General features: G+C 60.8%; 23 protein-coding genes. 12 read left to right on the forward strand and 11 right to left on the reverse strand.

All coding sequences use genetic code 11. The features are described from left to right. Positions 1-3: 3 nt before the first annotated feature. From QRN36_RS14540 to QRN36_RS14555, 4 genes are all read right to left on the reverse strand, one after another. A complete protein-coding gene (locus QRN36_RS14540; RefSeq protein WP_093458175.1) occupies positions 4-768 on the reverse strand; it encodes an amino acid ABC transporter ATP-binding protein in 765 nt (254 codons plus the stop codon). A gap of 12 nt (positions 769-780) precedes the next feature. Beyond that, the gene (locus QRN36_RS14545) at positions 781-1,506 is read right to left on the reverse strand and encodes an amino acid ABC transporter permease (protein WP_285424676.1); all 726 of its coding nucleotides are present in this window, start codon (positions 1,504-1,506) and stop codon (positions 781-783) included. A gap of 67 nt (positions 1,507-1,573) precedes the next feature. Continuing rightward, complete coding sequence (locus QRN36_RS14550) at positions 1,574-2,398, reverse strand: ABC transporter substrate-binding protein (RefSeq protein WP_093458177.1); 825 nt, start codon at positions 2,396-2,398, stop codon at positions 1,574-1,576. A gap of 211 nt (positions 2,399-2,609) precedes the next feature. Further along, on the reverse strand, positions 2,610-3,848 hold the full coding sequence (locus tag QRN36_RS14555) for a hypothetical protein (RefSeq protein ID WP_285424677.1): 1,239 nt from the start codon (positions 3,846-3,848) through the stop codon (positions 2,610-2,612). A gap of 106 nt (positions 3,849-3,954) precedes the next feature. Between QRN36_RS14555 and QRN36_RS14560 the strand changes: the two genes are divergently transcribed. The 7 genes from QRN36_RS14560 (at position 3,955) to QRN36_RS14590 (ending at position 9,534) form a co-directional block, all read left to right on the forward strand. Continuing rightward, a complete protein-coding gene (locus QRN36_RS14560) occupies positions 3,955-4,809 on the forward strand; it encodes a LysR family transcriptional regulator (protein WP_285424678.1) in 855 nt (284 codons plus the stop codon). A 90-nt stretch (positions 4,810-4,899) separates the two neighbouring features. Then, positions 4,900-5,202 (forward strand): helix-turn-helix transcriptional regulator, encoded by a 303-nt coding sequence (locus QRN36_RS14565; protein WP_285424679.1) that lies wholly within the window; start codon positions 4,900-4,902, stop codon positions 5,200-5,202. A gap of 63 nt (positions 5,203-5,265) precedes the next feature. Beyond that, positions 5,266-6,240 (forward strand): zinc-dependent alcohol dehydrogenase family protein, encoded by a 975-nt coding sequence (locus tag QRN36_RS14570; protein WP_285424680.1) that lies wholly within the window; start codon positions 5,266-5,268, stop codon positions 6,238-6,240. Between the two features lie 41 nt (positions 6,241-6,281). Then, the gene (locus QRN36_RS14575) at positions 6,282-6,587 is read left to right on the forward strand and encodes an antibiotic biosynthesis monooxygenase (protein ID WP_285424681.1); all 306 of its coding nucleotides are present in this window, start codon (positions 6,282-6,284) and stop codon (positions 6,585-6,587) included. A 196-nt stretch (positions 6,588-6,783) separates the two neighbouring features. Beyond that, a complete protein-coding gene (locus QRN36_RS14580; protein ID WP_285424682.1) occupies positions 6,784-7,542 on the forward strand; it encodes an SDR family oxidoreductase in 759 nt (252 codons plus the stop codon). Next, the gene (locus QRN36_RS14585; protein ID WP_285424683.1) at positions 7,445-8,602 is read left to right on the forward strand and encodes an AraC family transcriptional regulator; all 1,158 of its coding nucleotides are present in this window, start codon (positions 7,445-7,447) and stop codon (positions 8,600-8,602) included. The genes QRN36_RS14580 and QRN36_RS14585 overlap by 98 nt, the downstream gene beginning before the upstream one ends. Before the next feature lie 98 nt (positions 8,603-8,700). Then, positions 8,701-9,534 carry an AraC family transcriptional regulator gene (locus tag QRN36_RS14590; protein ID WP_285424684.1) on the forward strand — a complete coding sequence of 278 codons (834 nt, stop codon included), beginning with the start codon at positions 8,701-8,703 and terminating at the stop codon, positions 9,532-9,534. 65 nt (positions 9,535-9,599) lie between these two features. Here QRN36_RS14590 and QRN36_RS14595 read toward each other — a convergent pair whose 3' ends face one another. The 4 genes from QRN36_RS14595 to QRN36_RS14610 are packed head-to-tail and all read right to left on the reverse strand — an operon-like array spanning position 9,600 to position 12,400. Then, positions 9,600-9,788 (reverse strand): hypothetical protein, encoded by a 189-nt coding sequence (locus QRN36_RS14595; protein ID WP_285424685.1) that lies wholly within the window; start codon positions 9,786-9,788, stop codon positions 9,600-9,602. A 56-nt stretch (positions 9,789-9,844) separates the two neighbouring features. Then, positions 9,845-10,429: an isochorismatase family protein gene (locus tag QRN36_RS14600; protein WP_285424686.1), complete on the reverse strand. Its 585-nt coding sequence runs from the start codon at positions 10,427-10,429 to the stop codon at positions 9,845-9,847. Positions 10,430-10,485: 56 nt separating this feature from the next. Next, positions 10,486-11,325, reverse strand: coding sequence for a pirin family protein (locus QRN36_RS14605; protein WP_285424687.1), 840 nt, complete (start codon positions 11,323-11,325; stop codon positions 10,486-10,488). 10 nt (positions 11,326-11,335) lie between these two features. Continuing rightward, positions 11,336-12,400: an alkene reductase gene (locus tag QRN36_RS14610; protein ID WP_285424688.1), complete on the reverse strand. Its 1,065-nt coding sequence runs from the start codon at positions 12,398-12,400 to the stop codon at positions 11,336-11,338. A gap of 100 nt (positions 12,401-12,500) precedes the next feature. On the opposite strand from QRN36_RS14610, the gene QRN36_RS14615 reads away from it, so the two are divergent. Continuing rightward, entirely contained in the window at positions 12,501-13,379 is an 879-nt protein-coding gene (locus QRN36_RS14615) for a LysR family transcriptional regulator (protein ID WP_285424689.1), read from the forward strand. A gap of 115 nt (positions 13,380-13,494) precedes the next feature. Here QRN36_RS14615 and QRN36_RS14620 read toward each other — a convergent pair whose 3' ends face one another. Then, positions 13,495-14,388, reverse strand: coding sequence for a LysR family transcriptional regulator (locus QRN36_RS14620; RefSeq protein WP_285424690.1), 894 nt, complete (start codon positions 14,386-14,388; stop codon positions 13,495-13,497). A gap of 94 nt (positions 14,389-14,482) precedes the next feature. Between QRN36_RS14620 and QRN36_RS14625 the strand changes: the two genes are divergently transcribed. The 3 genes from QRN36_RS14625 (at position 14,483) to QRN36_RS14635 (ending at position 17,033) form a co-directional block, all read left to right on the forward strand. After that, positions 14,483-15,649, forward strand: coding sequence for an MFS transporter (locus QRN36_RS14625; protein WP_285424691.1), 1,167 nt, complete (start codon positions 14,483-14,485; stop codon positions 15,647-15,649). A 292-nt stretch (positions 15,650-15,941) separates the two neighbouring features. Continuing rightward, positions 15,942-16,139, forward strand: a complete 198-nt coding sequence (locus QRN36_RS14630) for a hypothetical protein (RefSeq protein WP_285424818.1) — start codon at positions 15,942-15,944, stop codon at positions 16,137-16,139. Between the two features lie 102 nt (positions 16,140-16,241). Further along, complete coding sequence (locus tag QRN36_RS14635) at positions 16,242-17,033, forward strand: GIY-YIG nuclease family protein (RefSeq protein WP_285424692.1); 792 nt, start codon at positions 16,242-16,244, stop codon at positions 17,031-17,033. A 68-nt stretch (positions 17,034-17,101) separates the two neighbouring features. Here QRN36_RS14635 and QRN36_RS14640 read toward each other — a convergent pair whose 3' ends face one another. Together QRN36_RS14640 and QRN36_RS14645 are read right to left on the reverse strand one after the other, a co-directional pair. After that, entirely contained in the window at positions 17,102-17,542 is a 441-nt protein-coding gene (locus QRN36_RS14640) for a thiol-disulfide oxidoreductase DCC family protein (protein WP_285424693.1), read from the reverse strand. A gap of 179 nt (positions 17,543-17,721) precedes the next feature. Then, complete coding sequence (locus tag QRN36_RS14645; RefSeq protein ID WP_285424694.1) at positions 17,722-18,909, reverse strand: MFS transporter; 1,188 nt, start codon at positions 18,907-18,909, stop codon at positions 17,722-17,724. 110 nt (positions 18,910-19,019) lie between these two features. Between QRN36_RS14645 and QRN36_RS14650 the strand changes: the two genes are divergently transcribed. Further along, positions 19,020-19,940: a LysR family transcriptional regulator gene (locus QRN36_RS14650; protein ID WP_285424695.1), complete on the forward strand. Its 921-nt coding sequence runs from the start codon at positions 19,020-19,022 to the stop codon at positions 19,938-19,940. Position 19,941 lies beyond the last annotated feature (1 nt).

Below are 19,941 nucleotides of genomic sequence, written 5' to 3' on the forward strand. Positions count from 1 at the left end.
GTCTCAGTGCAGGATCTGATCAAGAAAGTGGCGGGTACGCGGATTGACCGTGCCGCCGAAGAAGTCGGCATTGCTGGCGTTTTCGATGATTTCGCCTTTTTCCATGAACACGATGCGATCGGCTGCGCGTCGGGCGAAGCCCATTTCGTGCGTCACCACCAGGCTGGTCATGCCCTCGCTGGACAGGTCGGCCATCACGTCGACGACCTCGCGGATCATCTCCGGGTCCAGCGCGGAGGTCGGCTCGTCGTAGAGCATCACTTTGGGCTTCATCGCCAGAGAGCGGGCGATGGCCACCCGCTGTTGCTGTCCGCCGGAAATCTCGTCGGGATAGGCATCGGCTTTCTCGGGAATGCGCACTTTGCCCAGCAGCTCCAGGGCGATGTCGTGGGCGTCGGCGCGGCTCATGCCCAGTACATTCATCGGCGCGAGCATGATGTTTTCGACCACGGACAGATGGGAAAACAGTTCGAAGTTCTGGAACACCATGCCGATGTCGCGGCGCAGCAAGTGCACCTGGCGACGGTCGTAATCGATGCGCCGGCCTTCGAAAAACAGGTCGCCGGCATCCGCCGGTTCCAGCTGGTTGACGCATCGCAGCAAGGTGGATTTGCCCGATCCGGAAGGGCCGATGATGACCACCGTTTCGCCGGAATGGACATTCAGCGAGCAATTCTTGAGCACCTGAAAAGGGCCGAAATGTTTGTCGATGCCGATCAGTTCAAGCAGCGGTTTGCCGTTGACCGGAGGGGAGCTGGTTTTCTGCATGATCGTGTTCTCCTAGCGAACGGTGGCGCCGCGTGACGAGCCCAGCATGCGCTCGGTCAGGCCGACGCGCGGGCCTTTGCGGCGCTGTTTCGGGTCCAGGCGGCGTTCGATCAGGGCTTGTACGCCCATGAACAGCGTGGTCAGCACCAGGTAGTAGATACCGGCAGCTGTCAGCGCCTCGAAGTAGCGGAAGTTGGAACTGGCGGTCTGATTGGCGACCAGCATCAGTTCTTCGACGGCGACCACCGACACCAGCGCGCTGAGCTTGAGCATGCCGACCATCTGGTTGCCGATGGGAGGCAGGATCATGCGCGTGGCTTGCGGAATCACCACATGGCGCAGCACGGCGAAAGGCTTCATGCCCAGGGCCAGAGCGGCCGTGCGCTGGCCCTTTTTCACAGCCTGCATGCCGGAGCGAATGATTTCGGCCATGTACGCGCCTTCGTTGAGCGACAGGGCCAGCACTGCGCTGACCATCGCTGTCAGGCGTATGCCGAATGTCGGCAGGACGTTGTAGATGAAGATGATCTGAAACAGCACCGGTGTACCGCGAAACAGCCACAAGTAAACCAGCGCGACGGTACGGCCGACTCGCGTGTTGCTGTCCTGGAGCAGGGCGATGATCACGCCGACAGCCACACCGAAGACCAGCGAGTACAAGGTGATCAACAAGGTGGTGACGGCGCCATGGAAGAACGCCGGGGAAATCAGGTATTGCAGGACTAGGTCGAACGACATGATGCCTCCTCAGTGAGCGGTGCCGGGCGCCGAATCAACACGCCGCCCGGGCTTCTGGAAATGGGCTTCAGTCGAACAGCGAAACGCTTGCAGGGAACTTCCATTTTTCGATGATTTGCTTGTAGGTACCGTCGGCGACGATTTCCTTGAGTGCGCCTTGCAAGGCATCGCTCATGGCCGTATTGCCTTTGGCGACGGCCATCCCGATCTGAGTCTGGGATTCGAATTCAGGGCCTACGGTTTTGTAGACGCCCGGCACTTCGCGCAGCATCTGGACGACGCCCGGCGTCGAATCGAACGTTGCATCGGCGCGGCCCTGACGCAGGCTCAGGGCCGAAGCCTGTGCGGTCGGCAAGGTCTGCACTTTGATCGCCGCAAGCCCGGCGCTCGTGCAGCGTTTGTCATCTTCGCGGGCATAGGTTTCTTCGATGCCGCCCAGGGTGACCGCCACGGTCTTGCCGCACAGCGAGTTGTCGCGGCCGGTGATCTTGGCCGGGTTGTCCAGGGTGACCACCACCTGATTGCCGATGCGCAGGTAAGGGACGAAATCGACCTGAGTCGCGCGAGCCTCGTTCATGTACATCGCCGAGTTGATCAGGTCGACGCGCTTGCCCTGAAGCGCCGGGATCAGGCCCTGGAACTCCATGTTCATGGCCTTGGGCGTCAATGCCAGCTTCTTGCCCAAAGCCTCGATGAGGTCGATGTCGAACCCGGTCAGTTTGCCGTTGGACTGGAACTCGAAAGGCGCGAAGGTGGCCGCCGTGCCGTAGGTCAATTCACCGGCTGAGATCACCGGAGCCGTTGCGCCGGTCGCAGCGCTGACGAAAGGAGCGACCAGGAGCGAGGACAGTACTGCGAGGGCGCGCAGGTGGGTGGAAAGTGTTCTGGTCATAGGTGTCTCCAAGGTTCAAATTCATTGCACTATTTGTAGCAAGTAGTGCAAACAAGTCTAAGGTCGTAGTGAGTCTTCAGAGGGCGTACCGCACTGAAGTGGTGCATTAGGTTGTTGGTTTTAGGTGCATCAAGCAGGGGAGGCGCAGCCCAGAGGGGCGTCAATCAAATGGAGCAAGATGTGTTCCATGTTGTTATAGGTGTGTCGCAATCTACCGGGTGGCCTCGTCCTCAACGACGGATGGCGGAGCACTCGACGTCATGGCTGCGCGCATGAAGTCTTCGATCAGCGGGTGCGGCTTGCCGGCGGTGGAGCACTGCTCGGGGTGGCCTTGCATGCCTTGATAGAAGACGTGGTGCGGCCAGGCCATGGCGTCGACGACCTGTCCGGTGGCGTCGGTCGCCGTGATGATCATGCCTGCTGTTTCGAGGGGTGCGACGAGGTCGGGATTGAGGAAAAAACGGTGGTTGCAGCGGATCACCGGATGGCTTTGAAAGCGCTGCTCAGTGGCTGCCACCTTGAAGCTCAGGCGACGATCGCCGAGGCGATGTTCCTCGAGGCCCGGCAAACCGGCCATCGGCACGAAGCTCTTGATGGGCGCGTCCGGCGCGGCCTCGGCCATGTTGGCCTGTTCGAGTCCCGGAAGACTCTGGGCCAGGGCGGTCGTCATCGACTGCATGCCCAGGCACAGCCCGAGCACGGGTGTGCCCGATAGCAGGCCCTGGCGGGCCGCGCGGATTTGCCCTGGCACGTTGTTCATGTCCGAGCCGCCGGGCAGGACGATGCCGTCCACGTCAGCCAGCGCCTTTACGTCCAGCGACTGCGGATCGACAAAGCGGACCTGCATCTCGAGGCCGCAGGCGTCGGCGGCATCGGCCAGTGCGGCGAGGGTCGCCGGATACACGTCCTTCTGATCCGCTTCGGCGCCGACAAGCGCCACGCGCAACAGCGCCAGGTCCGACGCTGTCGACAGCTGCGAATCGACCTTCATCCAGCGTCCGAACGCGTCCCGGCTCCAGCGACCGTGAGCGGTAGGGCGGCCGTGCTGATCCTGCAGATACCATGAATCGTGATCGTCTCGGACCGTCAGATGACAGACCGAAACCCCGGCGGCCTCGGCTTGCTCGACCAGGGTCTCCAGCGTTGCACTCAACTGGTGTGCGTCATCCCAGGGGATGATCACGTCGCACTCGCCGGCCCGGGCAATGATCGCCTCGGGATCGCTGGCCGCGTCGATCTGGCGGTCGGTCAGCCGTTCGTACCAGAGCAATCCGCTAGGAACCAGCGAGCCGCTGCTCGCCACCATTTGTACGCGGTCAGCGCCTTGAGTGGAGTCGAACGCGATCGGCAGATGCATCAACACGGCATCCTGCGCACAGGCGACGGTGGCAGCCATCGCGCCATACAACGCAGGAGAACAGGGCGAATGATGAACCAGCGTCAGTGTCATTGATGACTCCTCGGAAAAACCTGACCACAACAATGCTTGCATAGACTGTAGGTTTGCCGGCATTCGAGCTAGCATGTTTTTATTGTTTCAAAAAAAAGTATTTCTTATGGACACGCGTTACCTGAAAAGTCTTTTAGCTGTCGTGGACTGCGGGTCGATCGTCGATGCCGCCCGTACAGAAGGCGTGACAGCCGCGGCTGTCAGTCAACGGATGCAGGTACTGGAGCGTACGCTGGGTTTTGCGCTGTTGTCCCGCGTCGGGCATTCCGTGAAAGCCACCGAAGCCTGCGTTGCCCTGTTGCCACGGGTGCGCCATATCGTCGGGCAGGTCGCGTTGCTTGCCGGCGATGCCGACGCGAGCGGGTTGACTGGATCACTGCGCATCGGTGCCATCTCCACCACGCTGGCCGGGCTTTTGCCCCGGGCATTGCTGGAGTTGAGCCGTCTTGCCCCCGGCATCAAGACGTCGATCTTGCCCGGGACATCGCGCTCTTTGTACATGGCGCTGCAAAATGGCGAACTGGACGCCGCCGTGATCGTGGCGCCGCCCTTTGACCTCCCGAAAATGTTTCGCCTGGCGCCGCTGCACGTCGAAAAGCTGGTGCTGGCCTCCAAAGCCCCGCCAGGGATGAGCATTTCCGAGGCCCTGCAGAGCTTTCCGTACGTCTGCTACGAACCCACTTCCTGGGGCGGGCTGCATGCCAAACGCTATCTGGACGATAACGGTCTGGCGGTGACGCCGCTGTTCAGCCTGGACGGCCTTGAAGCGATTGCGGCCCTTGTCGCCAACGGCATCGGCGCCAGCCTGATGCCCATGTGGTCGGGACTTGAGCAGCTCGCCAAGGACTTCACCATCACACCCGTCGGCGACGGCTACGACCGCGAAATCGTGCTGGTGACGCTCGCCCATACGGACCGGCCGCGCATGCTCGAAGTGTTGCTGCAGGCGCTCGCCAAGTGATCGGTGCGTTGCGCGTGCCGCTGATCGCGACGTCTCGCCTGGATGAAGGTTACGTATTGACATATCGATAAATCTCGATACGATCGCGGCATGGAACTGATCGAAATATTCAAAGCCCTCTCGAATCCCACACGCCTTCAAATCCTGAAAGGTTTGAAGGACCCTGTGAAGAACTTCCCCCCGCAAGATGAGGGTGACGTTCACACGGTGGGCGTGTGTGTCAGCAGTATTCAGGAAGGCATCGGACTGTCTCAGTCAACGGTCTCCGGCTACCTTGCCACCCTGCAGCGCGTGGGGCTGGTCGAGGTCAGGCGGATCGGTCAGTGGACTTACTACAAGCGCAATGAAGCCACGATCAGTGCGCTTGGCGAGGTCATAGGGAAAGAGTTGTAAGTTTTTTTACCCTAACATATCGAGATATCTCGATATCCCTCTTTGTAGATTTGAGGATTCATGATGAAAGCGATGGTGCTTAACTCATTCGGCGGGCCGGCCTCGTTCGAGCTGTGCGATGTGCCCAAGCCAGTGCCCCAGGCCGGGCAGGTGCTTGTGCGGGTGCATGCAACCTCCGTCAATCCGCTGGATTATCAGGTTCGACGCGGCGACTATCCCGATCTGGTTCCGCTGCCGGCCATCACCGGGCACGACGTATCCGGCGTGGTCGAGGCGGTCGGTCCGGGCGTGACGGCGTTCGTCCCGGGCGACGAAGTCTGGTACACCCCGCAAATCTTCGACGGGGCAGGCAGCTATGCCGAATACCACGTTGCCGCTGAAAGCATCATCGGCAAGAAACCTGCCTCCCTCAGCCACCTCGAGGCGGCGAGTCTGAGCCTGGTGGGCGGTACGGCGTGGGAAGCGCTGGTCGTGCGTGCGGCGCTGAAGGCAGGGGAGAGCGTTCTGATACACGGCGGCGCGGGAGGCGTGGGCCACGTGGCGATCCAGCTGGCCAAGGCCATGGGCGCCAGAGTGTTTACGACGGTGCGCCAGGCCAACGCTGAATTCGTCCGCACTGCAGGGGCGGATGTGATCATCGATTACGAGAAGGAAGATTACGTCGATGCCGTTCTGCGGGAAACCTCAGGCCACGGCGTCGATGTCGTGTTCGACACCATCGGCGGCAACACCTTGTCGCGCAGCCCCGACGCGCTTGCACAGCTAGGCCGCGTGGTCTCGATCGTGGACATCGCTCAGCCGCAGAATCTGATTCAGGCGTGGGGCAAGAACGCGAGTTATCACTTCGTGTTCACCCGGCAGCATCGCGGCAAGCTCGATGAGTTGAGCGCACTGGTGGAGCGCGGCCAGCTGCGGCCCCAAGTGGGCGAGGTCTACCCGCTTGCCGACATCGCGCTCGCCCATGCCCGGTTGGAAAGCCCGAATCACGGTGTTCAAGGCAAGATCGCGATTGCTGTCGAGCCGTCGCTCATCGCGTGAATGCAGCCCTTCATCCACCTGAATCGATATCGAGGAACACCATGATTTACGAGATCGCTTTGCTCCCCGTTCACCCTGATCGCATCGACACGTTCAGGCATGCTTTCGCCGAGGTCGCGCCGTTGCTCACGCGTGCCAAGGGCTACATCGGTCACCTGCTCGCCCAAGGGATCGAGCGCCCTGAACACTTCAATCTGATCGTGCAATGGCGGTCACTCGAGGATCACTCGCCAGGTTTCGAAGAGAGTGAAGATCATCAGCGGTTCATGCGGGGGCTGGAGGATTACTTCTCGGCAGAACCGCAGGTCTACCACCTCGAAGGCGCCGCTTTTTTCAACGGAGCATAGGCTGCCCGGCAGCACCGTCTGCCTGCCTGATCCCGCCTGCGCGCGTGCCGCGCCTCAGAGTTATGAGCAAACATCGAGCAGGATCGGGATCACCCCCGCAATCACCTCGACGCCATCATTGATTGAGCAGCCAGCGCAAGGTCGCTGGCTTCCTCTCACTTGATGGACGTCGCAGGGCGGCGCAGGGTCAGACACGATGACAGATAAACGGGCAAATACGGTGGCGCTCGTGACGGGGGCGTCGAGCGGGATAGGTCAGGCAATTGCCCTGGCGCTTTCCGGCACGGGTGCAAGCGTGGCATTGGTGGGGCGGCGTGCCGACCGACTTGACGCGTTGGCGGGCAAGCTTCGCGATGCAGGCGGCACCGCGCTCAGCATCCCGGCGGACCTCACGTCCAGTGCGGATGCCGCGCAAGTCGTCGAACGCACGATCGAGGCGTTCGGCCGGCTCGACACGCTGGTCAACGCTGCCGGCCTGATGCTCAACGGGCCGTCGATCGAGTCGCCTCTGCACGAATGGGATCAGATGATCGACATCAACTTGCGTGGCCTGGTCTACATCACCAAAGCCGCGCTGCCGCACCTCGTTGCTGCCGTCGCGACCAGCCCGCGATCGGCGGTCGACGTGATCAATATCTCGTCCGTCGCAGGGCGCGTTGCCGCTGCGCAGGTGGCGGTCTACAACGCCACGAAGTTCGCGGTCACGGCGGCAACAGAGGCGTGGCGACAGGAGTTCACCCGACAGTCCGTGCGCTTCTCGGTGATCGAACCCGGCGCGACCGCCACAGAGTTGTTCGAGCAGAAGTCAGGCCAGTGGGAAGGGTTTACCTCGATGTTCGGCGAGGTCGAGCGGCTGCATGCTGAAGACGTGGCCAACGCGGCGCTGTTCATCGCCACCCAGCCACGCCGGGTCGCCATCAACGAAATCGTCATCCGTCCGACCGATCAATCCTGAGTTGGATCAGGCACAGGCCGTCACATGCGCCGGCTTGCGGGTTGCCTTCACAGGCGAGGAAAATTTGCTCGTCGCGCCGTCTCTCGGCACTCTAAAGAAAGTACCGCTTGTGAAGGCCTCGGGAGACACGGGCATGACCCCACATCAGGCAACGCATTGTCAGGAGGACACTTCGGCGGTTCGCTCCCGAATCGCCGCGACCATCGTCAGTTACCTCGACGGCCAGCAAGAGCGTGACACAACCGTCTCGGGCCTGACTCTGATTCAACGCACAGCCCCGGTTCCGGTGACCTCGTTCGTCTACGAGCCCTCGCTTGCGATGATCATGCAGGGGCGCAAGCACATATTCCTGGGACAGATGACCCATTACTACGATGAGTCATTGTTCTTTCTGACGTCGGTGGGGCTGCCGACGATGACGGAGGTGGTCGAAGCGAGCGAGGAGCGCCCCTACGTTTCGGTGCTTCTCAACCTGGACATGGCGATGATCAGGAGCGTCATCGCTGAGATCGCCATCCACGATCACTACCCCCAGGGCGGCACGGCCCAGGCTTTTGGGCCTGCCGATCGCCGGTTGTTCGAAGTCATGGAGCGGCTGATCAATATTGCCGTCGCCCCCTGCGCCAACGTTTTTCTCGAAAACCTGGCCAAGCGGGAACTGTTGTATTACCTGCTGACAGGCCCTGCAAGCCAGCGCGTGCAGCAAACCGCATTGCTGGGCACGCAAGGCAATAAAGCCAGCAAGGCCGTCGAGTGGCTGCATCGACATTACGCCGCGCCACTGCGCATCGCCGAACTGGCTGAGCTTTGCTCAATGGCCGAGTCGAGCCTGCACCATCGCTTCAGGGCGCTGACCTCCATGAGCCCGTTGCAATTCCAGAAGAATCTCCGTCTGCACGAGGCCAGAAGGCTGCTGCTGTCCCAGGACATCGACACGGCGACCGCTGCCTATCATGTGGGTTATGAAAGCGTGCATCAATTCAACCGCGAATATAAACGCGCATTCGGCGCGCCTCCGAGGGCCGATATTCAGTCGGTGAAGCGCCTCGGCGCGAGCTGACCGAACCGTCCTGCGCTTCGTCCCGGAAAGTGCAAGACCGATCAAATACTGAATCCCTGATTTGATAACCTCATCCCCATTGTTCAGGGAGCATGGTTATGAGGAATGTGGAAAGCGCCTTGTGGTTCATCGAGCGTGAACTGGGCTCGCAGCTGGATCTGGGAAAGGTGTCACGCCACTGTAAGATCTCTCCTTTCGCAATGTCCCGTCTCTTCGCACTGTCGACGGGGTGGCCGGTCATGAAATATGTACGCGCTCGTCGACTGACTCAGGCGGCCCTGGCATTACGCCAGGGAGTGCCTGACATCCTGCAGGTGGCACTGGATGCCGGCTATGGCTCCCATGAAGCTTTTACTCGCGCGTTCAGCGAGCAGTTCGGTGTCACGCCCAAACGCGCCCGCGAGAACGGGCATGACCTTCGGCTGGTGGAGCCATTGCGCATGAAAGAGATGAAACCGGTGACATTGTCCGAACCCCGTTTCGAAAGCAGATCAAGCTTCCTGATTGCAGGCCTGGGCGATCGGTTTACCTTTGAAAAGAACGAGGGCATCGTCGGCCTGTGGCAAGCGCTGATTCCTCATCTGGGCAACCTGGCAGGCCAAATGGATGGCACGAGCTACGGGCTTTGTTGTAATCCTGGCGAAGATGGAAGCTTCGAATACATCGCAGGCGTCGAAGTGTCTGCGATCAACGATCTGCCGCCGCACTTCCGGCATTTCCGCGTCCAGGAACAGTACTACGCCGTCTTTCGCCACCTGGGCCATATCTCGACGATCCATCAGACCTTCTTCACCGTCTTCAACCATTGGCTGCCTGAATCCAGCTATGTGCTCGCGGACGCGCCTGAATTCGAGCAGTACAGCCCGGATTTTGACCCCTCACAAGGAAAGGGCCACGTCGACATCTGGATTCCGCTGGTCACGGCAGGCTGAACGTTACGCGTCTACCGAACGGCCAGCCAACTGCCGATGGTGATCTCTACGTCCGCAGCCATTGATCAAGTACCGCTGATGGTTCCGGCCAGGGAATAGGGCGCTGTCATGTCGACCAGAAACAGCACGAGCGAGCTGTCCCCCTCCGCCTGGATGGAGGGCAGCGGTGCCCGCGCGGAGCTTACGCCGTCGCCTTTGCCAAGCGAGTGTTCACCCACGCTCACCTCGCCATCCAGCACGTATAGCCAGGACACGAGGCCGAGTCGCTAGACCGGCGCGATCCGACAGCGCCTCGGGTTGCCATGGCGGATCAGTCGCCAAATGCTTCCATCAACACTTGAACCAACTGACCGCCCTCCGGCGTAGCCCAGCTGCCTGCCAATTCGGCGATCAGCTGGTTGGTCGTAGTGAGGGTCACACCGGCCTTATCCATACGCCGCAAGGCAATGTCGTCAGCCATTTTGGTAGGGGAAGCACCACCGTCAGCCACGACCTGAACCTCGAAACCATCGCGTACCAGCGACAGCGCTGGATAGACCGTGCAGACATCGTTGGTCACGCCAGCGATGATGAGTTTCTTGCGGCCGGTAGCGTGCACCGCATTGGCGAAGTTTTCATCGTCCATGGCATTGACGATGCCCAGGCGTTTGATGCGACCGGCGTATTCGGTCGGAAGGATCTCTTCCAGTTCGCTCAGCAAAGGCCCTTGGGCGTGCTCTTCCATGCTGGAAGTCAGCAACACAGGGAGCTTGAGGATACGAGCGGCCTTGGCGAGCATGAGCGCATTGCGTTTGAGTTCTTCGAACGGCATGGATTTAGCCCAGCCCATGGTGCCGACCTGGTGGTCGATCAGCAGAAGCGCCGCATTGTCGGCACTGAATTTCTCGTACGTCATGGTGATTCTCCCGGCGATTGTGTGGGGTGGATCGCCCCGGTTGGGGATTGTCTGTATCAGTTCACGCTGTGCAGCTTTCCGAATGCGCCGCGTTGGTAGCCGGTGACGGCTTTGACCAGCGCGTCGGCGGAGGCAAGTGCCAGCGGCCCTTGCCAAAAAACCGGCTGATTCAAAGGCACACCCGAAAACATGACCGCCTTGGCGTTACCTTTCTTTGCAGCCAGCTTCACCAATCGATCTGCGGTCTGGGGCAGATTCACTGCCGCTTTGGGCTCAGTCAGATCAAAAGACTGGTCGTCCACAGATATCGCCCCGTCAATTGGCATGACAAAAGCGACATGGCCCTCTGGAACAGAAATCAAGACTTCCCCGCCATCTTCAAGCGAGATGTCCAGAAGGCGTACGTCTGTAGGCACCGTCAGAGGGGAGACAGCTCCCTCAAAGCTGCCCAGCGGCACACGAATCTTTGCTCCAGATTTATAGATGACAGGCACGTCTTGAGCTTCGAGACTCAATGCAAACGGCGCAGCGTCCTGTTTCGGCTCTGGCAGATTGATGAAGATCTGAAGCATGTGGACTGTCTTGCCGGGTTCAGCCGGAACTTCCTCGTGCACGATGCCTTGCCCCGCTGCCGTCCAGTGCAGTCCACCGGGCTGAATCACGTTGCGGTTGCCCAGGGAGTCGCGATTGTCGATGCCTGTTTCCGAGTCCAGAAACAGGTAGGAGACTGCCGAAAAACCGGCATGAGGGTGCGGTGGAAACGTCGGCCCGCTGATCCAGGCGTGATCGACACCGAGGAATGGATCAATAGGTTTTGCGTACTGGTCGCCCCGCAGGTTGAAGGCCCTGAATTGGCTGCCATGGTTCATGCGCTGCAAACGTGCACTGGATAACATGACCTTCTCCTCAGGCCCTTTCTGTCAGGGCGGGGTAGTCGATATAGCCTTCAGCGCCAGGGGCGTAGAAGAGGTCTTTGTTCGGGGCGTTCAGGTCGGCATCGGCGCGGAAACGCTCAGGAAGGTCAGGGTTAGCGAGAAAGGCGCCCCCGAATACAACCGCGTCTGCTTTCTTCTCCGCGATCAGCGACTCGGCACTTTCCTTGGTCTGGCCACTGCCGATCAGGTAGCTGCCGTTGAACAGCGGGCGCAGCGCACTGTGGTAGTCAAACTGGGCACCGAACAGGGCAACGTGCAGGTACGCCAGCTTCAGGTCGCGCAATTGCGTAACGAGATAGGTGTACGTCTCCTGCGGGTTTGCATCAGCGATGTCGTTGAAGTTCATCTCCGGCGAAATCTTGATACCGACGCGATCACCGCCCACCTCGGCGACCATCGCGGCGAGCACTTCCAGCACGAAGCGGGCGCGATTTTCCACGGAACCGCCGTATTGATCGTCGCGCTGGTTGCTGCCGGTGGAAAGAAACTGCTCAGGCAGATAGCCGGACGCGGCATGCAATTCGACGCCGTCGAAGCCCGCTTCAATCGCCAGACGTGCAGCGTTGCGATACCCCGCGACCACGTCTGCAATCTCGGCAACGGTCAGCGCATGCGGGGTGACAAAGTCCTGCAACCCGGTCGCGGTGTAGGTCTGACCCGCTGCCTTGATCGCTGATGGCGCCTGCGGTTGTGCGCCGTCCGGCAGCAGCGAAGGGTGGGACACGCGACCACAATGCATCAACTGCATGAAGATGCGACCGCCACGAGCGTGCACGGCGTTGGTGACTTTCTTCCAGGCCGCCACTTGCTCGGCGGTTTCGATACCCGGCGTGCGGACGTAGCCCTTGCCCATGGCAACGGGGAACACGCCTTCGCTGATGATGAGACCGGCAGAAGCGCGCTGGAAGTAGTAAGTGGTGACCAGATCGGATGGCACGCCCGCATCGTCAGAGCGGGAGCGAGTCATCGGCGCCATGACCATGCGGTTGGAAAGCGTGTAGCGGCCTACCTTGACTTCAGAAAAAAGAGAGTTCATTGCGGTGCTCCTCAGAGGTGATGTGGCTATGATTGATCAATCCGAATCCGGGATAAACCCGGGTAAACTGAATTGACTGATCCGCTGATGGAGCAATGTGTTGGAATATCTCAATGACATGGCGTTGTTTGTCGAGGTTGTAAAAGTGCGCAGTTTTCGGCGAGCTGCCGAAGCGCTGAACATGCCGAACTCCACGCTTTCGCGCCGTATCAGCGGCCTGGAGAAGGCCATTGGTCTTCGCCTGTTGCAACGTACAACTCGGAAGATTGAGCTGACCGAGGCGGGGCAGCTCTACTACGAACGCTGTAAACGGATCGTCGACGAGGCAAGACTGGCCCATGAGCAACTCGGCGAAATGCTGGCTCGGCCGAGCGGCTTGCTGCGGGCGTCGCTTCCCGTGGATTTTGCCAACGTCTATCTGGCGCCGCTCATCGCCGAGTTCGCCCAGCTCTATCCCGGCATCAGTTTTGACTTCGATCTCACCCCGCGTCAGGTGGATCTGGTCAGTGAGCCGGTGGACGTAGTCATCCGCATGGGAGAGCCTGCGAACTCCAATCTCATCGCGCGGAAGCTGGCGAGTATTCAACGCTTTCTCTACGCCTCACCTCACTATCTGCAAACGTCGGGTGAGCCGCAGTCGCCTTCGGACTTGAGCGGTCACGAATGCCTGCGGCTGCGCGGGCCAGACTCGGATCGCTGGACGCTTTCCGGTGGCGGTGAAACGCAGCAGGTCGATGTTGGCGGGCGCTTTCAACTCAACAGCGTGGGCATGCTGAGGCGCCTGGCCTCGTTAGGGCTGGGCATTACGTTGCTGCCCGAAGGTATTGCCGCTCAGGACGTGGCGGACGGGAAACTGCGACGGATCCTGGTGCAATGGCAAGCGTCACCGGTCTCGGTGTATGCCCTGACCGAAACGCGATTGCTCCCGGCCAAGACTCAGCGTTTTATCGAATTTGTGCGCGACAGGCTGCAGGCCTGAGTGGAATGCCAGTCCACCGCTTCCACGGCAAGCGGCAGGCAGGGCTATCACGCGCCGCCTGATAGGAGAAAGTGGTTCCGCTTCCGGCGATCAGCTGACCCGTTAGACGGCCGCTCTAAATCCGGTGATGCTCCACCAGAAAATCCACGAACAACCGAACCCGCGCCGGCATCGTCGCACCCCCGACGAACACGGCATGAATGGGCTCCTGATCGCCGGGGTTCCAGCTTTCCAGAAGCGGCAGCAGATCGCCGCGTTGCAGGTCTTCACTGACGGTGAAACGGCCGATGCGCGCAATGCCGGCGCCGACTCGCGCAAGCTGCGCGAGCGCTTCGCCGCTGCTGCATTCGATGTTGCCGCTGACCTGGAGGGAAAACTCTTTTCCGTCGCGCATGAACGGCCAGTTGGGTTCGGCACGCCGGAAATTGAAGCGCAAGCAGTTGTGGCGCAGCAGGTCTTCCGGCTCTTCGGGGATGCCGTGGCGCTGCAGATAATCAGGCGATGCCACGACCACCTGGCCGGTATCGCCGATTCGTCGCGCGGTCAGCGGACTGTCGGGCAGATGCCCGAAGCGGACCGCCACGTCGGCCTGACCGCCGAGAATGTCCACTACCTCATCGCCGAGTGTCAGGTCGACGACGATGTTCGGGTAACGGGCGCTGAACGCTGCCACCAATGGAACGATCGCCGTCCGCCCATGACCGAGGGCGGCGCTGACCCGCAACCTGCCTTTTGGAACGCCTTGGTCGGCGATGGCTTCTTCGACTTCCGCCATGTCGGCGAGGATGCGCATGGCGCCGCGTAGAAAGGCTTCGCCTTCGGCGGTGAAAGTGATCGCCCGGGTCGTGCGCAGCAGCAGGCGGGTGCCGAGGCGCTGCTCGGTACGCGCGATGATCCGGCTGATGGCCGAGGGTGTCAGGCCCAGTGCGCGTGCAGCGGCGGAGAGGCTGCCTTCCTGCGCCACGGTGGCGAACACAGCCATTTCACCTGACCTGCCGTTGACGTCCATTCGTGCTCCTCGCGCAAAGGTGATTGCCAAAAATGCCGTCTACCGGCTTCAGACGCTGGATCGTAGCATTAGCGGCATAGATAAGGAGCCTTCCATGCGTATCAATCCACCACTTGTCGCACTCGCCATGGGTGCCTTCGGCATCGGCGTCACCGAGTTCGCCCCCATGGGCATGTTGCCGGGCATCGCTGCCGATCTCGGCGTTTCCATTCCTGCCGCGGGGCTGCTGGTCAGCGCCTACGCCTTGGGCGTGTTGCTCGGCGCGCCGCTGATGACCCTGACCACCGGCCGGATTCCGCGGCGTTATCTGCTGATCGGACTCATGGCGATCTTTACCCTCGGAAATCTGATGTCCGCACTGGCGACCGATTACTACAGCCTCATGGTCGCCAGGGTGGTGACCTCCCTCAATCACGGAGCGTTTTTTGGCGTAGGTTCCATTGTCGCTGCCAGCGTCGTCGCCCCGGAAAAACGCGCCGGGGCAGTGGCCGCCATGTTCATGGGGCTGACCGTCGCAACGATCGGCGGGGTGCCGCTCGCCGCCTGGTTTGGCGAATTGTTCGGCTGGCGCACGGCGTTCTGGGGCATCACCGGCCTGGGCGTGATCGCGATGACTGCGTTGTGGTTCGCGCTGCCCAACCTGCGCTTGCCGCAGAGCGTCGGTGCACTGGCTGAAATCCGTGTGCTGGGCCGCGGCCCGGTGTTGGGCGCCTTGGCCCTGACGGTGGTGGGCTCGGGGGCAATGTTTACCGTATTCACCTACATCGCGCCGATCCTCAGCAGCGAGGCCCACGCGTCCACCGCTTTCATCACGGCGATGCTGGTGCTGTTCGGCGTGGGCTTGACGCTGGGCAACGTCTGGGGCGGCAAGGCTGCAGATCGCTCGATCGACCGGACGCTGATCGTCTCACTGAGCGTGCTGATCCTCGTCCTGCTGGCGTTCACGGTGCTCATGCAATGGCCGCTGCCCGCCGCCGTGGCGATCCTGATCTGGGGTATCGCCAGCTTCGCTCTGGTGCCGCCACTGCAGATGCGCGTCATGGAAGCGGCCAAAGACGCGCCCAACCTGGCATCGGCGGTGAACATCGGCGCCTTCAACCTCGGCAACGCCATCGGTGCAGCGCTGGGTGGCGCGGTGATCAATGCCGGCCTGGGATACCCGGCAATCTCCCTGGCCGGCGCCGCCATGGCGGCGCTGGGACTGCTGATGGTACTGGCCTTCGCCTGGCGCTCCAGAACGGTTGCCGCAGCGGTGGTGTGAGGAGAGGGAGCTTGAGTGCAGGGCGCAACAGCGGTTCTTGCGCCCAGATGCGTGGCCTGACTGAGCATCGACCACGTTGGGCCCGGAACAGATCCACCCGTGCTCTCGGGCGCAATAAGTGGCTAGGTGCATGAACGCTGCTTAACCACTAACTGCCGACAACGATCCTGAGCCTGACGCTGTCCAGCTCTTCTATTCCGGTAGTCATCCCGCACCGAAACTCACTTTCATGTGGCACATGGCCATAACTGGTTGTAAGCTGCGCCGCCCAAATTTGATATGGAATCAATGCATGAAACTGAACATCGCATGTCTGCTGCTGGCGGTCACCGCGCTCTCTGGCTGTGTCCAGACGGCTTACAGCAAAAGCATCACTGTCACCAAGGATGGGGAAGGCCGGGTCGTCCAGACCGTTGAGACGGAGACTGTCACCCAGCCAGGCAACGGTTACCAGATGCGACTTGAGAAGATCAAAGGCGTCCAGCCGTAATCCTTCTTGATAGAAAGCCGGCGTCATCCTCCCCGGAGCGCTGGCGATTTCCCACGACTGAATGGAATCTGACGCGTGTTTATAACCTTGTTGCGGCATTGCATGCCCGAGCTCGACTTGAAAAAAGCCAAGCTCCATCTGGCCGGATTCAACCAAGTTGAAGAGCCTATCGATCAGTTTATCGCGGGCACATTCGACAGGTGGCAGTCCTATCAGAATGCCAAAAATTTCAGCCGTCAGTATTTGATCAGCCTGATCCAGATCCCTGGCACGAAGCGTTGGCTCTTTGCGGGCGTCTACGACCAGTTGGTGCCAAAGGCCAGGCCGGAAGGCAAAAGAACCAAGTGGCAATACACCTACCGCCACCTTGAAGGGTTCGAAGAACTCGAGGGCAGGCTGATCCTCGAGTACGCACGCGCCGGCCGCCAAGCTTATGTCTATGCAGACAAAGTCGTCCCGGACATGCGAGTTCATTCCATTCGCCCCAAACGCCTGACCGTAGGCGACTTCCCCGGTTTCAAGGCTGTCGATATCAGCCACAGCACCCTGAAGGTGATCGTCAAAGAACAACTTGAATCCTGGAAAGCTGCCTTGAGCAGCGTTGCAGGTGTGTACCTCATCTCGGATCGTGAGCACCACATGCTTTACGTAGGAAGCGCGACGGGAGAGGACGGCATTTGGTCTCGATGGGCGACGTATGCTCACGGAGGGCACGGTGGCAATGTCAGGCTTAAAGCACTTGAGAAAGCAAAGGGCGCGATCTTCAGCAACGGCTTCTACTTTTCGATCCTGGAAATTGCAGACAAACATACCGGTGAAAAACAAATGACCAAGCTCGAAAACGAGTGGAAGAAGCGCTTGCTCACCCGGGACGCGGGTCTCAACGGTAATTGACGGCCTGCGCCGCGGACTGAGAGCACGCTTTGACCATCAAGCATGCTTACGAGGTTGCCAAAAGGCGCTTACCGTCTCAGAAAGCGTTTCGGGTGGTCGGAGGGCGGCGTGCGGCTGCTGTCGTACCTGCCGAACAGACGGTAGCGATTCAGCGCGACTTTGTCGTACATCCAGTCGCGGACCTTGCGCGGAACACATTTCGCTACCCTGAGCCAGGGCCACGGCGGCGGCAAGCGAGCGAGGATTTCGAACATCGCGTCAGAGCGAACGAAGAACCGGTCGTCAGTAATCAGCACCACGGTGTTGAATTGATCGGTTGGCAGCCCGGCCCATTTGAGCAGCGCCTGGCCTTGGGATGATTGCACCGTCGCGAGGAGAATCCGGCCCGGACGGTCATGTTGAATGATGAATTTCGCCCACCCGTTACACAGCTTGCAGGTGCCATCGAAGAGCACCACCGTTTCGCCGGTTTGCAGGAGCGGGGCAGAGCAGGAGGGCTGGTTGATCATCGCGGGTTCCCATGGGTTTGCCAGGCGCAGTGATCGTCATCTCGCCACCTCGCAGATTTGCCATCGTTAATCAGTGCAAGCCATAGTCGCATAACCACGGACACGCCGCCGGGCTGGAAGCACAGGAGGCCGATGCCCCTGTGTCTTCGACGGCGTTCCGCTGGTAATGAGGTGCGGCCCTAGCGCTTGCGCATCATGAGCAGCGCGATGACGACCGCCATCGCTGCAATCACCGTCGCGATCCAGCCCAGTGCGCCGAGGCCGAATTGGCCGATGCCCAGACCGCCGAGGATTGCGCCTAGCCCGATACCCGCGTTTGCCGCCGAAATGTTCAGCGACGCCGCGAGCGCCTGGGCTTTCGCGCCTGCCTGCATCACCCGGACCTGGCAGATGGGGAAGAGTGCCGTGTACGCCACGCCCCATACTGCCAGCGCGCAGATCAGCCAGGGATGATTGGCCGCCAGAGGCGCGGCGGCGGTCATGCCGACGCCCAGCACGATCAGGAACAAGACCATCGCCCCAAGCGGGTAGCGATCCACCAGCGCTCCGCCCCAGTGGTTGCCGATCATGCCCACGGCGCCGAACCCCATCAGCCACCATCCCACTTGGTTTGCCGGAACGCCGGCCAGGCTTTGCAGGATGTCGGCCAGGTAGGTGTAGGCCGTGAACATCGCTGTGAACGTCAGCACCGACAGCAGAATGTGGGCGAGAAAACGTGGCTGTTTGAGGATGTCGGTCTGTTTCTCGCCTTGCTGTTTCTGCGGGGACGAGGGGAGCGTGGGCATGCAAAGCTGCATGAGCGCCGCGATGATCAACGAGATGACGGCAAGCACCCAGAAGCTGCCGCGCCATCCGAGGGAGTCAGCCGCAACGGTACCCAACGGCACGCCGAAGACCAGCGCGGCGGAGATGCCCAGATAAACCCGCGAGACGGCTTTGCCAGAGTTACCGGGACCTGCGAGTTGCCCGGCGGTCTCGCTGGCGGTTCCCCAGAAGACCGGCAAGCCGAGCGCAGGGATGAACCGCGCCAGCGCCATTACCCAGATGTTGGTCGACAACGCGGCAAGCACGTTGGACGCCGCGAAAACCAGCAGGATCAGCGTGAACAGTTTCTTGCGTTCGACGCCCGCCAGTCTGGCTGTGAGGACAGGCCCGAACAGCATCACGGTGAACGCGAAGAGCGTGACCACCTGACCGGCTACGGCCACCGAGACGTTGAGGTCGCGCGCCATCGCCGGCAACAGCCCGACGATCAGGAACTCGGTGGTGACGATGATGAAGGCGGCGACCGCCATGATGAGGATCTGAACGGCGGATCGCGCGAAAGCGGAGGGCGCTGCCACCGCTTCTGTGGTCGAGGGATGCATGAAAGGTGACGCTCCAAGGGATTTTGGCATAGCCTATTAGAGATTTGCCGTCTCATCCGGGATATAAATGATCGGTCATGCGGAACTGGATTCAGTAATCGAGAGGTGCCATGTATTCTTCGGAGCGGCTTAAAGGAATCGATGTGTTCGTCACGGTCGCTGATGTGGGCAGCTTCGCCAGTGCCGCGCTGCGCCTGAATCTGACGGCATCGGCGGTCAGCAAGAGCGTCGCCCGGCTGGAGCAGCGATTGGGACAGCGCCTGTTCGCCCGGACCACCCGACGGCTTTCTCTGACCGAGGCGGGCGTCAAGTATTACCGCACCTGCACCGGCGTGCTGGCTGACCTTGAGGAATCGGAGCTGGAGATCGCTTCTGACCGGCATGAGCCCCATGGTCGGGTGCGGATCGACTTGCCAGCTTCCTACGGACGCCTGCACGTGCTGCCGTTGATACTCGAGTTCGGTCGGGCGTATCCGTCGCTTCACCCGCACATTTCCTTCTCGGATCGCTTTGTCGATCCGGTCCATGAGGGGATCGACATCGTCGTTCGAATCGGTGGGCCGGACGCCTGGCATTCCGGTCTTGGCCACCGGTTCATAGGCGCCCAGCGTCTGGTGTTCTGCGCGGCACCGCGTTACCTCAGTGAGTTCGGTACGCCGCGTTCAGTCACGGAACTGGAGAACCATCACTGCATCGCATATGGGCTCACGGATGGGCAGGTTGGCCCGTGGTTTCTCAAGGGCCGTCTGCCGGGCGATCAGGAGCGACGCGTCATCCATCCCCGCATTGCGGTGGGTGACGGCGAAGGCGAAGTGTCGGCAACACTGGCGGGCTATGGCATTGCGCAATTGCCTACCTGGCTGGTTCAGGGGCATCTCGATGAGGGGCGCCTGGTTGAGGTTCTGCCCGAGCTTGCAACGGAAGGTCTGCCGATGAACCTTGTCTGGCTCAAGACCCGCGAATCGTTGCCGAAGGTGAGCGTCCTGTTGGACTACCTGAGTGAACATCTCGCGCCCCATGGAAGCGTATGAA

Source organism: Pseudomonas sp. efr-133-TYG-103a, assembly GCF_030209235.1.
Classification (GTDB): Bacteria; Pseudomonadota; Gammaproteobacteria; order Pseudomonadales; family Pseudomonadaceae; genus Aquipseudomonas.